We start from the raw sequence: 14,177 nt of genomic DNA, 5'->3' as shown, positions 1-14,177 counted from the left end.
CCGGCGCAAGCTCGCCGCGCTGCCCGTTGGGCCTATATTGGAATTTGACCGCGACCGGCAGTTTGCCGGCAGTACGGAAAGAGCCCAAAGCATTTCCGGCCGCAGAGCCGCCAGTGGGTCAAAACTGCCGAGCCCATGAGAGGAAGGAGGATGCTATGACGTTGATTTCATTGACGCGCGTGGCCGCGCTCGCCGCAATTGTCGCCGCCGGCATGACGGCTATAGCCGCCGCGCAAACGACCGCAGCCGATCCGCACCATCCCGATACGACGGTCGCACAGGCGGCGCCGTCCACCGAGCCTGGAGATATGGTGGGACAAGACCAAGGGGCACAGCCCGCTCAACCCGGCATGATGCCTCCCGGAATGATGGGTCAAGGCATGATGGGCCAAGGCATGGGTCAGGGCATGATGTGCGAGATGAAGCAGCCCGGCATGATGGGCGCAATGCCGATGATGCGCATGCGCGGGCACATGATGAAGATCATGTTCGCCATTGCCGACACGGACGGCGACAGCGCGCTTTCCTTCGAAGAGATCACCGCCATCCATAAGCGAATCTTCGACAAGGTGGACGCAAACAAAGACGGCAAAGTGACACCCGAAGAAGTGCAGGCATTCATGCGGCAGTAGCCGCGCGCAGCTGATCGCCGGGCGACAAGCCGCGAAGGAGGCTCCCGAACATGACGTCGATCTACCTCGACTACAACGCGAGCACGCCGATCGATCCGGCCGTCACGGCTGCCATGCGGCCATATTTGGATGAGGCTTTCGGCAATCCGTCGAGCGGCCATTGGGCGAGCATGCCGGCGAAGGCTGCGCTGGAGAAGGCCCGCGGCCAGGTTGCGGCACTACTCGACTGCGCACCCGACGAGATCGTGTTCACAAGCGGCGGCAGTGAGGCCAACAACCTGGCGATCAAGGGCACGTTCTTCGCCCTCCGCCACAAGGGCGAGCACATCGTCACCACCACGGTCGAGCACCCGGCCATTCTCGCGCCTTGCCGGTTTCTCGAGGAGCTCGGCGCGGCAGTGACCTATTTGCCGGTCGACAGCACGGGCCGGGTCAATCCCGAGGACGTGCGTCGTGCCATCACGCCGCGCACCATCCTGATCAGCGTCATGCACGCCAACAATGAAGTTGGCACGATCCAACCGATCGAGGAGATCGGTGCTGTTGCGCGGGAACGTGGGGTCCGGTTTCACACCGACGCAGCGCAGTCGGTCGGCAAGATTGCAACCAAGGTCGACGCGCTTGGCGTCGATTTGCTGACCATCGCCGGCCACAAACTCTATGCACCAAAGGGTGTCGGGGCGCTCTATGTCCGCGATGGTGTCACGCTCGAGCCGCTGATCCATGGCGCGGGGCACGAACATGGCCGGCGCGCTGGCACTGAGAGCGCCTTGCTCGCGGTTGGCCTCGGTACGGCCTGTGCGCTCGCCAGCGACCTGGAGCCGATGGCACGCGTCCGCGTGCTGCGGGATCGTTTTTGGGACGCGCTGCAGGAGGGTTTCGGCGACCGTGTCGCGCTCAACGGGCACCCTCAGCATCGCCTTCCCAACACGCTCAGCGTTTCATTCGTCGGCATGATCGGCGCCGAGGTGCTTTCGCATCTCGACGGCGTCGCGGCGTCGACCGGTTCGGCCTGTCACGCCGGCCGGGTCGAGCTCTCCCCAGTGCTCACGGCCATGGGCGTGCCCGAGAAGATCGGCATGGGCGCCGTTCGCTTCAGTCTTGGTCGAGCCACGACCAGCGCCGAAATCGACGCCGTCGTGGATCAGCTTCGAGCCGTCACGGTCCGATCCGCCATCCGCTAGACGATAGGACCCGAAGAGACGGCACCACCCATCGTTGCGTCATAAAGCCGGTCGCGCCGGCGGCTCTTTCGCCGCTGTGGGTTCCTCTGGACTGAGGGCGCCCGGCCGGAGCCTGAACAGGATCAGCAGCGGCCCGGCGACGAAGATGGAGGAATAGGTCCCGGCGAGGATGCCGAAGATCATCGCGACCGTGAAGGACTGGATGACCTCGCCGCCCCAGATCGAAAGCGCCGCCAGCGCGAACAGCGTCGTCACGCCGGTGAGGACCGTTCGCGCCAGAGTCTGGTTCATCGACAGGTCGAGCAGCTCGGCGATCGGCATCTTTTTATAGCGGCGCAGGTTCTCGCGGACCCGGTCATAGACAACAACGGTATCGTTGATCGAATAGCCGACGATAGTCAGGATCGCGGCTATCGAGGTCAAATTGAACTCTATGCCCGCGACGACGTAGAAGCCGATCATCAGGATCACGTCGTGGAAGGTCGAAATGATGGCGCCGAGCCCGAACTGCCACTCGAACCTGACCCAGATGTAGACGAGCATCGCCAGCAGCGAGGCGAGCACGCCCATCGTGCCGTTGAAGGCTAGTTCCGAGGACACAGTCGGGCCGACGACCTCGATGCGGCGGAACTCGTAGTCAGATTCGAGCGCGCTTCTCACTTTCTGGACGGCGGACTGTTCGGCAACGTCGCCGCCCCCCTGGGTGCCGATGCGTATCAGCACATCCCGGGTCGACCCGAACTCCTGCACCTGCACCTCGCCCAGTTCGAGACCTGTCAGGCGCTCGCGGATGTTGCCGATGTCGGCCTGCTGACCCTTCGCCTGCACCTCGATGCTCGAACCGCCGCGGAAGTCGATGCCGTAGTTCATGCCGACAGTGAAGAACGCCGCGGCCGAAGCGATCGACAATAGCAGGGACAGCGTGAAGGCGTACTTTCGGAACGCCATGAACGGCACGCGCGTGTCGTCGGGCACCAGTCGCATGACACCGCTGGGCATGGTTTTCGGGCGTTGCCGGCGAAGCCAGAACGCGACCAGCCAGCGCGTCAGCGTGAACGCCGTGAACACGGTGGTGACGATGCCGATGGCGAGGGTGACGGCAAATCCCTTGATCGGCCCTGAGCCGAGAAAGAACAGGATGACGGCGGCAATCAGCGTCGTCACATTGGCGTCGACGACTGTCGCCAGCGCCTGTTTGAACCCGGAATCCATCGACTGCACGATCGAGCGCCCTTGGCGGCTCTCTTCGCGGACGCGCTCGAAGATGATGACGTTGGAATCGACCGCCATCCCCATCGTCAGCACGATGCCGGCGATGCCGGGCAGCGTCAGCGTCGCGCCGAGAACCGACAGGACGGCGATGATCAATGCGACGTTGGCCAGGAGCGCGATATTCGCGATCAGCCCCAGTCGCCCATAGGCGAACAGCATGAAGCCGACGACGAGGAACCCGGCGACGATTGACGCGAACTGGCCGGCGTCGATCGAATCGCTGCCGAGGCTCGGGCCGACGGTGCGTTCCTCGACGATGGTGAGGTCGGCAGGCAGTGCGCCGGCGCGCAGCAGGACCGCAAGGTCGTTCGCGCTCTCCACCGTGAAACTGCCGGATATCTGCCCGGTGCCGCCCAGGATTGGTTCGCGGATCTGCGGCGCGGAGATCACCTCGTTGTCGAGGATGATCGCGAACAGGCGCCCGACATTGGTCTGAGTAGCCTGACCGAAGCGGCCGGCGCCGCGGCTGTCGAAGCGAAACGAGACCACCGGCTCGTTGGTGCGCTGGTCGAAGGTTGCCTGCGCATCGACGAGGTTTTCGCCGGAGACGATGATCCGATTCTCGATCAGATGCGGAACCCGCGGTTCGTCCGTCGAATACAACACCGTCGAGCCCGCCGGCGGGCGGCCGGAGATAGCCTCCTCGACCGGAATCGACTGGTCGACCATCTGAAAGGTCAGCTTCGCGGTCTGTCCGAGAATATCCTTCAGCCGCTGCGGATCCTGCAGGCCCGGCACCTGGACCATGATACGGTCCGAACCCTGGCGCTGGATGATCGGCTCGGTCGTGCCGAGCTCGTTCACGCGCCGGCCCACCACCTCGATCGATTGGGTCAGCGCCGCGGCGATCCGGTAGTCGATCCCGGCTTCGGTCAGCGTAAAACGCAGCAGCCCCGGTTCCGGCTCGGCCATCTCCATCTCGGTCACGGAGCCGCTCATGAAAAGTCCGGTCGAGATCGGCTGCGTCAATCTTTCGAGCGCGCTCTTCGCAGCTTCGACCTGACCTTGGTCGCGAATGCGGACCTGGATCGAATTGGCGGTGCCGGTAAGTCCGGTATAACCGATCTGGGCATCGCGCAGCGATGTGCGAACCTCGTCACGGGCCGCTTCGAGGCGTTCGTTGGCGAGGTCCTGCCGATCGATCTGGAGCAGGATGTGCGAGCCGCCCTGCAGGTCGAGCCCCAGCGTCAGCTGCTGCTTTGGCAGCCAATTGGGCAGCGATGCCAGAGTGGAGGCGGGAACCAAATTGGGCGCTGCGTACAGGATACCGGCCAGGACCGTCAGCCAGATGAGAATGGTCTTCCAGCGCGAAAAATGCAGCATATTCTTATCCGTTCAGCCCATATCGGGCGGAAACCGCCTCCGACAAGTGCTTTGGCGTTCCGATCGGCGAGCAACTCGACGAGAGCCCAGGAACGCGATGTGAAAGTTTTGGGAGTCGAGGGCCGCGGTCGCGCGGCCAAGATCATGCCGTGAGAAGCGGAGGCGCGCGCGCATCGAAGGCGCGGTTCGGCGACAGTTTCGGCCGGTCCTCAGACCCCATAGCAAACGGTGCGGCTGACGCGGTTTCGAGCGGCAGGCGCAAATCCGGGATAATGCAAAAGGGCTTGCCGTTTGCCGCAGTGACAGGCGTTCCCGTCTTGAAACGGGAAGTCTCAGCAGCAACACGGCGTGCAATGTCGCGGACAAGGAAAGTCGGGTGTGTGACTGGCTCGGTCGCGCCGAGCCTCATTTGCCCCTTGGCAAGATCCTGTGCGACGTGCTCGGCTGTTGCCGCGGGAATGGTCCAGATCAAAAAGAGCAATGAAGCGAGCAGCCGCAGACCAGCACCCATGCTGGGCAGAGTGCCGGGCCTTATGCTAGCCTGTCTTCGACCGCTTCGTCTCATCTCACCGGTACGGCTCGTCACACTACGGCAAAATACACTTTCGCCGTCGTTGTCTCAGTAAGCGGCAAGCCGCCCTCCTGGTCTTTAACTACAGCACTTGCATTGCGAATTGAAGCGCACCTTTCACATACTCAAAGAGGCCGCTCTCGAAGCAGCCCTTCTCAGATACGGCTTGAACGCACAGCTCAGAATTCGTATACCGGTATACGAATAGCCAACGAGGCGAATGCCTCGATAAGGGCTCATCTACATAGCCTTCATGACCTCCTCGGGGAATGTTCGAGCTGCGCGCCGAGACGCGGCCCAACGTGCCACTGCCGGCATCCCCAGACCATTTGGAGACGCTCATGGCCGACACCTCGAAAAGACTGCGCATTGCCGTGCTCTTTGGCGGACGCTCCGCCGAGCATGACGTTTCGGTGCTGTCGGCAACCAATGTCATGCGTGCGCTGGAACCCGCGAAATACGATGCCGTTCCCGTCTTCGTCACCCGCGAAGGACAATGGCTGCTGAGCAGCTTCGAGGACGGCACGCTGGCGAAACCTTCGAGCGGTACAGAAGTCTGCCTCGTGCCTGGCGGACAGGGACGGATGATGGCGATCCGGACGAATAGTGCGCCCCACGAACTGCCTGACATCGACATCCTGTTTCCCGTTCTGCACGGCCTCCATGGCGAGGACGGTTCCGTGCAGGGGCTCGCGGAGGTTGCGCGTGTGCCGCTCGCCGGCTGCGGCATACTCGGTTCGGCCGCCGCCCTCGACAAGGACATTGCCAAGCGGCTGCTGAACGAGGCGGGCTTGCCCACCGCGCGTTCCGTCACAATCCACCACGGCGCCGCACCGACCTTTGCGGAACTGGAGAGCGTGCTTAGTCTTCCGCTTTTCATCAAACCGGCCCGGCAGGGCTCCTCTGTCGGCGTCAGCAAGGTTTCGGCTGAAGAAGACTATGAGGCAGCGCTGACAGAAGGTTTTGGTCACGACCGCAAGCTGCTGGCCGAAGAATTCATTCAAGGCCGCGAAATCGAGTGCAGCGTGCTGGAGGATACGGAAGGCGGCCTCTTCGTTTCCCGTCCAGGCGAGATCGTGCCGGCACAGAGCCACGGCTTCTACAGCTACGACGCCAAATATATCGACGCGGACGGCGCGGCGCTGAAAGTCCCGGCCGAACTGCCGCAGGAGATTGAGGGCAAGATCCGCGCGATGGCAGCAAAGGCCTTCCGTGCGGTCGGCTGCGACGGCATGGCCCGCGTTGATTTCTTCGTGGCCCCCGACATGCGCGTCCTCATCAACGAGCTCAACACCATTCCCGGTTTCACCGATATCAGCATGTATTCCAAGGCGATGGCGGCAAGCGGCGTCAGCTATTCCGAAATCGTCGATCGGCTGGTGGCGCACGGGTTGGCACGCGCCGGTCGATCAGCTTGACCTTATCAACGGCCCGAAAAAGCCGACGATACGCGTTATTCGCTTCTGGCTGGAGTCGAGGAAGGCTATGTCCAAACCCTCGGGGAAGGACGATCCATCAGGCATCACAAACTTCCACGCGAAGCGTGCGATCCCATGATGAACATCCACGTCACTTGTCCGTAAGATGCGGGCACCGGGATGCTTGGCCAGAACTCCTGCGATGTGCGCGAGCAGTTCTTCCGCGCCAGTCGCATGGACTGTAGGGTCGGTGTATGTTGCGCCATCGCTCCAGACCGATGACAGCAACGCCCCCGCTGCTGGGCGTTCTCATCAGACCAGGCAGCACAATACGAATCGATGAGAAGCGTCAAAGGCATCCTATTCCCCTAATGCAGATCACTGGCCTGACTCGGCCCATGCTTGGACAACAAAGCCCGAACGCAGCTCATCGTTAAACGGCCCGCTGGCTGACGGTAAAGCATGATCCGCCTCAGTAAGGCCGAAAGCTGCATAATGAAAATCCGCTCAGCCAGTCAGAAAGGGCCTTCTCGCAATCCAGGTCGGAGAGGTCTCCTATCTGGACTTTCCCAGAAACTGCGATAACGCGGCAAAATCATCATGTAAGTGGCCAGCTGCAATCGCCCGTTGGAAGATCGCATCGTAAGCGTTGACGACCGAGCGGTCGATCTTGCGCGCCTCCATCAGCTCCAAGAGATGCTGGAATGCGCCGTAGTGCGGGGAGATCGACGAGAGCGTCTCGTTGTCGCTGGCAAAACGGCCAGCATTCGTCCGCTTGATGAGGTCGACGACAAGCCCGTCAACAACAGGCGCTGTTGCGGTCCACTGCCGTGCCAACTCGCCGAGGTCGATCTCTTCGGCCTGAGACACGGCGATCGCATGGAGCGCTCCGAACAGCGCGCCCCACATGAGAGCAAGCAGCGCGCTATCAAGTGCGTTTGCCCGTCCCGGTTCTTCCCCGACATGCTGGACATTGCCGCCCAAGGCACGAAACATCTCCTCGTTCGCGTCGAAAGCCTGCCTTGGCCCCGAGATCAGTATCGTCCCGGCATCTGTGCCGATGAAATCCGGCGTGGCCATGATCGCGCCATCGAGATAGTTGGCTCCGTGCTCGGCAACCCATTCAGCGGCTTCGCGTGCGCCATGCGGCGTTCCCGAAGTGAGCTCCACGATCAGCTTGCCGCGAATAGCTGAAGCAACGGCATCGTCGCGCAGAACCGCGCTTGCCTGGTAGTCGCTTACGTTCACGATGATAATCTCAGCCGCATTGACAGCTTCGAGGACGGACCCCGCGACAGTGGCGCCGAGCGCGGCCAGCGGTTCGGCCTTTTGTTTTGTCCTGTTCCAGACCGTCGTCCGATATCCCGACTGAAGCAGGGCGCGGGCGAGCGCCGATCCCATACGACCCGTCCCCACGACGCTGATTGAAAGCTTCATTGCAACACTCCATACCAATAGATGCCAATAGGCGCCCGGCGCCATGGTTTTGCCGTCACGGGCAGAGGTATGCTGGAGTGAATGGCGCGCACAATACGCACCTGGAGGTAAGTGGTTACCCTACGGTAAGGAGAACATCATGAATAAGCCGACGGCCAATTGCGGCTTCGCAACCGCGATCAAGGCGATCGAAGGGAAGTGGAAAGTGGATATTCTTTGTGAGCTTGGAACGGCGTCTCGCAGGTTCGGCCGGTTGAGGCAGTCGATTCCGGCGATCAGTGAAAAGATGCTGACGCAGCAATTGCGTGAACTGGAGGCCGACGGGCTTGTGAACCGAGAAGTCTATCCGGGATCGCCGACCAAGGTCGTCTATTCGTTGACGGAAAGCGGAGCGGCGCTCAATGCTGGAGCAGAGGCGTTATGCCGTTGGGGTGAGCAATTCCCTTCCGGTATCGATGCTTAACGGAACTCCACAATTTCAGGAGTGGTATGGTCCATGCTCAGCCGGTTGCCGGACCGCTTGAGCGCGCAGGCGCCACAGCACTGACCGATTCCCGTTCGACCAGCGGGCATTCAAGCTTGGTGATGGGGTAGCGGCCGCGGCCGGGCGGTGCGGGAACTTCCAATTGCTCGATCGCCCATTGCCCCATCGCCATATGCGGCAGGATCGAGGTCGTCAAAGGCGGGAACAGATGGCGGGCGATTTCCTCGTCGTCATAGCCGATAACCGAAATATCCCCAGGGATGTGCAGGCCGGCTTCCTTGAGCGCCTCGTAGCAGCCGATCGCGGTGCGGTCGTTCTGGCAGAAGATGGCGGTCGGGCGGTCCTTGAGCGCCAGAAGCTTGACGGTCGCGGCGTAGCCGGCGCTCGCCGACCAGTCGCCCTCGACCACCAGCTCCGCATCGAACGGGATGTCGGCCGTCGCTAGCGCCCGGCGGTAGCCCTTCAGCCGATCCTGTGCCGCCTGCATCCAGGGCTCGCCGGTGATGGTGGCGATGCGGCGATGGCCATGACTGATCAGGTGGCGAGTGGAGCTCTGCCCGCCGGCGATCTCGCTCGGCACCACGGCGGGAAAGGCGTAGTCGGCGGTGTAGCAATTGAGCAGGATGACCGGGATGTCGAGGCCGTAGAGATAATCTGGCGCGACGATCTCGCGCGTGAAGATGGTCATATAGATCAGCGCCGAAATGCCCCGCTTGGTCAGTGCCGCAATGGCGCGCGGCTCCATGACGGAATCACCCAAAGTCTGCGCGACCAGCACGACATTGCCGGCATTCCACGCGGCTTGGCGTGCCCCTTCGATGGCGACGACCGCTTCGGGGCTGGTCGCCAGTTGATCGACCGCGAAGCCGATCACCCCGTCCAGCCCCTCGAACGAGGCGACAGGGCCGCGAAGAGCAGAGAAGGCTGGTGGCGCATAGCCGAGACCCCGCGCGGCCTCGATCACCCGTTCGCGGGTCTGCTGCGACAGCCTTATGCCCGGCGTGTTGTTGAGCACGAACGAAACCGTCGCCTGCGAGCAGCCGGCGGCCCTGGCGATGTCCGTCATGGTGACGCGACCCTTGGGGTTTTTCGCAGGAGCCTTTCGGGGCTTGGAGACCTCAGGCGCAGGATCACGCAGATCCGTCGGTTCGTTCATGGCATTGTGTTCCAAATTACCGGCCTGGCTGATCAGAGGTCCCCCTGGACGTCGTTAAATATGGCAGCCCGGCCCGGTGCTTCGCGTTTATAAAACAAGCACTCGATTAATCATTATTACTATTCCTGGCAACCGAATTGGCTATCAGCGCGAAGAGAGCAATGTGAGAGATACACGCGGTCTTGAAGGGCGGATTCCTCACTTCTCGCGCCATGCGGCAGGCAGCCATTTCGTCAGCGACACCAGGTTCCAAGCAGAAGACTAATACTATTTACTAATAGTCGTAAGCGTTTTAAAGTCAATTTGTCATGCCGGCCCGGGGTCGAACGGGCCATGACGGGAAGCAGGCGTGTGGCGCGGCATCCGCGGCTCTTGGGCCGGCAAAGCAACGCCACGCAATTACAGAAATGTCAGACAAATCCGACTATACGAACAGCCAATGAGTCTCTAAAGTCCAAAATCGCGGCTGGAATGGCGCCGTTCTTTCGCTGCCAGCACCCCTTGAGGAGGAGGGCGTCCAAGCCGCATTCGACAAAGTTCAGATCAGCGAAAATGACTGAATCAAACGGGAGGTTGAACATGAAATCTGTAATACGAAATGCGTCCGTCGCCGCCGCGGCCTTGGCTCTCGGCCTGTCCATCACGGCAATTGCTCGCGCCCAGGACAAACCGACGCTGGCCTTCGTCGTCAACGGCGCTTCCGATTTCTGGAAGGCGGCCGAAGCCGGCGTCAAGAAGGCGCAGGCTGAATTGCCCGACTACGATCTGCAGCTCAAATATCCGGAGCAGTCCTCGGTCGCCATCCAGCAGCGGCTGATGGACGATCTGGTGACGGCCGGCGTCAAGGCCATCATGGTTTCTGCAGTCGACCCCAAGACCTCGACCGACGGGCTGAACAAGATCGCCTCGGAGACGGCGCTGTTCACCACCGACAGCGATGCACCGCAGACCAAGCGGGTCGCCTATATCGGCTCGTCCAATATCGACGCCGGCAAGCAGGCGGCAGAGATCGCCAAGAAGGCGATGCCTGACGGCGGCAAATGCCTCGGCTTCGTCGGCCTGCTCGGCGCCGACAACGCCAAGGAGCGCATTGAGGGCATGAAGGAAGGGCTCGCTGGCACCAAGATCGAGTTGATCGACGTTCGTGGCGACGACATCGACCAGGCCCGCGCCAAGAAGAACGTCGAGGACGCGCTGGTCGCCAGCCCCGACGTCACCTGCATGGTCGGCTTCTATTCCTACAACACGCCGCGCATCTATGAAGCGCTGCGCGACGCCGGCAAGCTCGGCCAGATCACGGTCGTCGGCTTCGACGACGATCCGATCACGCTGGGCGGCGTCAAGGAAGGCACCGTTGCCGCCACCGTTGTGCAGCAGCCCTTCGAATGGGCCTACCAGGGCATGAAGCTGATGGCCGCCTATCTCAAGGGCGACAAATCGGGCGTTCCCGCCGACGGGCTGATCATCGTGCCGACCAAGATCATCGGCAAGGACGACGTCGACGCCTATGCCGCCAATCTGAAGACAATGGCGGGTAAATAATCGGCGTTGGCGCTGCCCCTCATCCGCCTGCCGGCACCTTCTCCGGTGAACAACGGGGAGAAGCGACAAGCTCCAGCGCTGGCGATCCCCCTCTCCCCGTTCTTCACGGGGAGAGGGTAAGGGTGAGGGGCAGCGCGACGCTGTTGTTGACGGGCCTCGCCAGGCCCGTCAGTCTGTGGCCCACCGGCTGCTGTCAGGCATGATGAATTATTCCGACGCATCCATCAGCGCATCCACGATTGCCCCGTTCCTCAGTCTCGAGGGCGTGCGCAAGACCTACCCCGGCGTGGTTGCGCTGGACGGGTTTTCGATGGACGTCAGGCCCGGCGAGGTCATCGGCCTCGTCGGCGAAAACGGCGCCGGCAAGTCGACGCTGATGAAGATACTCGGCGGCGTGACCACCCCCGACACCGGCACGATTATCGTCGACGGGGTCGCCCATGACGGGCTGACGGTCGAGGCCAGCATCGGTTCCGGCATCGCCTTCGTCCACCAGGAACTCAACCTGTTCGAAAACCTCGATGTTGCCGCCAACATTTTTTTCGGCCGTGAGCCGTTGCGCGCCGGCCCGCTCAAGCTGGTCGACCGCGCCAGGCTGCGCGCGTTGTCGGCGCCGCTGCTCAAACGCGTGGGCGCCAATTTTTCCGCCGACACGCCGGTATCGGCGCTGTCGCTTGCCCAGCAGCAGATGGTCGAAATCGCCAAGGCGCTGTCGATCGAGGCGCGGCTGGTCATCCTCGACGAGCCGACATCGAGCCTGCCCCTTGCCGAAACCGACAAGCTGCTCGATGTCATCAGGGCGCTGAAGGCGGAGGGCATCAGCGTCATCTTCATCTCGCACCGCCTTCACGAGGTCGAGCGGGTCGCCGATCGCGTCGTCGTGCTGAGGGACGGCATGCTTGCCGGCACGTTGCCGAAAAACGCCATCAATCACGACCAGATGGTCAAGCTGATGATCGGACGCTTGCTGAAGGAGAGGGAGAAGGCCGCAGAATCGGCGCGACCGCCCGGCACGGTCGCCTTGTCGGCCAAGGCTATTCGCACAAGCGCCTATCCCGACCGGCCAGTCGATCTCGGCGTCAGGCATGGCGAAATCCTCGGCCTGGCTGGTCTTGTCGGCTCCGGCCGCACCGAGCTGGCGCGCGTGCTTTTCGGTATTGAGAAGGCACTTGGCGGTGCGCTCCAGCTTGATGGAACAGATCTGGTTCTTGGTTCGGCTGCGGACGCAGTGGCCAACGGGATCTTCCTCGTCCCGGAAGACCGCAAGCTTACCGGCATCCTGCTCGACCTGTCGATTGCCCAGAATATTTCGCTCCCAAACCTCCCGGCGCATGCACGGCGGTTCCTGGTCTCGGCCAGCGCCGAAGCCGTCACCGCCGAGAAGCAGAAACGCAATCTCGGCATCAAGGCGCCCTCGGTGGCGACGCGCACCGGCACGCTGTCCGGCGGCAACCAGCAAAAGGTGGTGCTTGCCAAATGGCTGGCCATGCACCCCAAGGTGATGATCCTCGATGAGCCGACACGCGGCATCGATATCGGCGCCAAGGCCGAAATCTACGGGCTGATGCGGGCGCTGGCCGATGCCGGCGTCGCCGTGCTGATGATCTCGAGCGACATGGAGGAGGTGATCGGCGTCTCCGACCGCATCGCCGTCATGCATGAGGGCCAGATCTCAGGCATTCTCGACAAGGAGCAATTCAGCCAGGAAAACGTGCTGCTGCTGGCGGTTGGCAAACAGCCGAAATAGCTTTTTGTTTTGGCGCGGGTTCTAGGCAGGCATTGGGAGAAGACGATGAGCAAGAAAGATCTCGGCCTGCTGATCCTGATCCTTGTGGTGGGAGCGGTGGTGGCGATCATCAATCCGCGTTTCCTGCTGCCGATCAACCTCGCCAACACGTCGAACCTGATCGGGCTGTTCGGCATCCTGGCGATCGGCCAGGCCTTCGTCATCATCACCGGCGGCATCGAATTGTCGGTCGGCTCGGTGGTCGCGCTGCTCGGCGTCCTGTTCGTCGATTTCATCGCGACGCGCGGCATGGCATGGCCGGTGGCGCTGCCGCTGATCCTCGTGCTCGGCGGCCTCATCGGGCTGGCACATGGCTGGCTGATCACGCGGCTCAAATTGCAGCCTTTCGTGGTGACGCTCTGCGGCCTGCTGATCTACCGCGGCGTGGCGCGGTTCTACACAGCCGACGGCACCGCCGGCTTCGCCTTCGGACAGAACTTTCCGGAGCTCGAGTTCCTGACCGCCGGGCGATCCTATGGCGTGCCAAACAGCTTCATTGCGCTGATCGTCATCGCAATCGTGACGTGGGTGGTGCTGCACCGCTCGGTGTTCGGGCGCTACCTCTATGCCATCGGCAAAAACGAGGAGGCGGCGAAATATTCGGGCATCCGCACCGGTCGCGTCGTTATCGCCGCCTATGTCATCTGCGGTGTGCTGACGGCGCTGTCGGCGATCTACTTCGCCATGTACACGCGCTCGATCTCGCCGGCGAGCCACGGTCAGTTCTACGAACTCTACGCCATTGCCGCAGCCGTGCTCGGCGGCTTCTCGCTGCGCGGCGGCGAGGGCTCGCTGATCGGCGTCATCCTCGGCACGGTCTTGCTGCAGGAGCTGCAAAACCTCGTCAACCTGCTCGGCATCCCCTCCTCGCTCAACTTCGCGGTGATGGGCGGGGTGATCCTCATCGGCGTGCTGGTCGACCAGCAATGGGGTGTGTTCCGGGAGCGGCGGCTGATGCTGGGGGCAGCCCGCAAGGGCGCGGCTGGTGCTGCCGCCGAATAGTTGCACCGCCTCGTCCTTCTCCCCTTGTAGGAGAAGGTGGCCGAGCTCCGCTCGGCCGGATGAGGGGTGTTCCAGCTTGGCAGGACCGCACTCCGTCCAGCACCCCTCAACCGTCTCGGCGCTGCGCGCCGATCCACCTTCTCCCACAAGGAGGGCTTTGCACGGGGAGCGAAGTGGATTTCGGTGGTCAGTGAGGGCCTTTTTGAAGGCCGGCAGAGCGGTTTTCCGCGGCCCTTGCGGGGCCTTTGTCGGTTTAGGCAGCCATCCTGCCGGATTGTGGACGCACTCCTCCCTCATGTCCGCCTCTCATCGGGTGGATAGAGGACGCCAATCATGGTGCGCAGATTGTAAGCGCAGGCGGCCAGTATGC

General features: G+C 62.4%; 10 protein-coding genes. 7 read left to right on the top strand and 3 right to left on the bottom strand.

Translation table 11 applies throughout. The features are described from left to right. Positions 1-155: 155 nt before the first annotated feature. The gene (locus EN885_RS13140) at positions 156-632 is read left to right on the top strand and encodes an EF-hand domain-containing protein (protein ID WP_164759182.1); all 477 of its coding nucleotides are present in this window, start codon (positions 156-158) and stop codon (positions 630-632) included. A gap of 50 nt (positions 633-682) precedes the next feature. After that, positions 683-1,816: a cysteine desulfurase family protein gene (locus tag EN885_RS13135; protein WP_128241592.1), complete on the top strand. Its 1,134-nt coding sequence runs from the start codon at positions 683-685 to the stop codon at positions 1,814-1,816. Positions 1,817-1,855: 39 nt separating this feature from the next. Here EN885_RS13135 and secDF read toward each other — a convergent pair whose 3' ends face one another. Further along, on the bottom strand, positions 1,856-4,411 hold the full coding sequence (gene secDF, locus EN885_RS13130) for a protein translocase subunit SecDF (RefSeq protein ID WP_127205275.1): 2,556 nt from the start codon (positions 4,409-4,411) through the stop codon (positions 1,856-1,858). Positions 4,412-5,323: 912 nt separating this feature from the next. On the opposite strand from secDF, the gene EN885_RS13125 reads away from it, so the two are divergent. Further along, on the top strand, positions 5,324-6,400 hold the full coding sequence (locus tag EN885_RS13125; protein WP_128241591.1) for a D-alanine--D-alanine ligase family protein: 1,077 nt from the start codon (positions 5,324-5,326) through the stop codon (positions 6,398-6,400). A gap of 555 nt (positions 6,401-6,955) precedes the next feature. Here the strand turns inward: EN885_RS13125 and EN885_RS13120 are convergent. Next, on the bottom strand, positions 6,956-7,882 hold the full coding sequence (locus EN885_RS13120; RefSeq protein ID WP_245461485.1) for an NAD(P)-binding domain-containing protein: 927 nt from the start codon (positions 7,880-7,882) through the stop codon (positions 6,956-6,958). 94 nt (positions 7,883-7,976) lie between these two features. Between EN885_RS13120 and EN885_RS13115 the strand changes: the two genes are divergently transcribed. Then, positions 7,977-8,300 carry a helix-turn-helix domain-containing protein gene (locus EN885_RS13115; protein ID WP_095484515.1) on the top strand — a complete coding sequence of 108 codons (324 nt, stop codon included), beginning with the start codon at positions 7,977-7,979 and terminating at the stop codon, positions 8,298-8,300. Between the two features lie 37 nt (positions 8,301-8,337). Here EN885_RS13115 and EN885_RS13110 read toward each other — a convergent pair whose 3' ends face one another. Then, positions 8,338-9,477: a LacI family DNA-binding transcriptional regulator gene (locus tag EN885_RS13110; protein ID WP_164897839.1), complete on the bottom strand. Its 1,140-nt coding sequence runs from the start codon at positions 9,475-9,477 to the stop codon at positions 8,338-8,340. 579 nt (positions 9,478-10,056) lie between these two features. Here EN885_RS13110 and EN885_RS13105 point away from each other — a divergent pair. From EN885_RS13105 to EN885_RS13095, 3 genes are all read left to right on the top strand, one after another. Then, positions 10,057-11,019, top strand: a complete 963-nt coding sequence (locus tag EN885_RS13105; RefSeq protein ID WP_095484514.1) for a sugar-binding protein — start codon at positions 10,057-10,059, stop codon at positions 11,017-11,019. Between the two features lie 202 nt (positions 11,020-11,221). Continuing rightward, positions 11,222-12,766 carry a sugar ABC transporter ATP-binding protein gene (locus tag EN885_RS13100; protein ID WP_127291473.1) on the top strand — a complete coding sequence of 515 codons (1,545 nt, stop codon included), beginning with the start codon at positions 11,222-11,224 and terminating at the stop codon, positions 12,764-12,766. Between the two features lie 45 nt (positions 12,767-12,811). Beyond that, entirely contained in the window at positions 12,812-13,807 is a 996-nt protein-coding gene (locus EN885_RS13095; RefSeq protein WP_095484512.1) for an ABC transporter permease, read from the top strand. Positions 13,808-14,177: the final 370 nt, after the last annotated feature.

This window comes from Mesorhizobium sp. M6A.T.Cr.TU.014.01.1.1 (assembly GCF_004022765.1).
GTDB lineage: Bacteria > Pseudomonadota > Alphaproteobacteria > Rhizobiales > Rhizobiaceae > Mesorhizobium > Mesorhizobium mediterraneum.
This window is presented reverse-complemented; position numbering and strand designations above follow the sequence as displayed.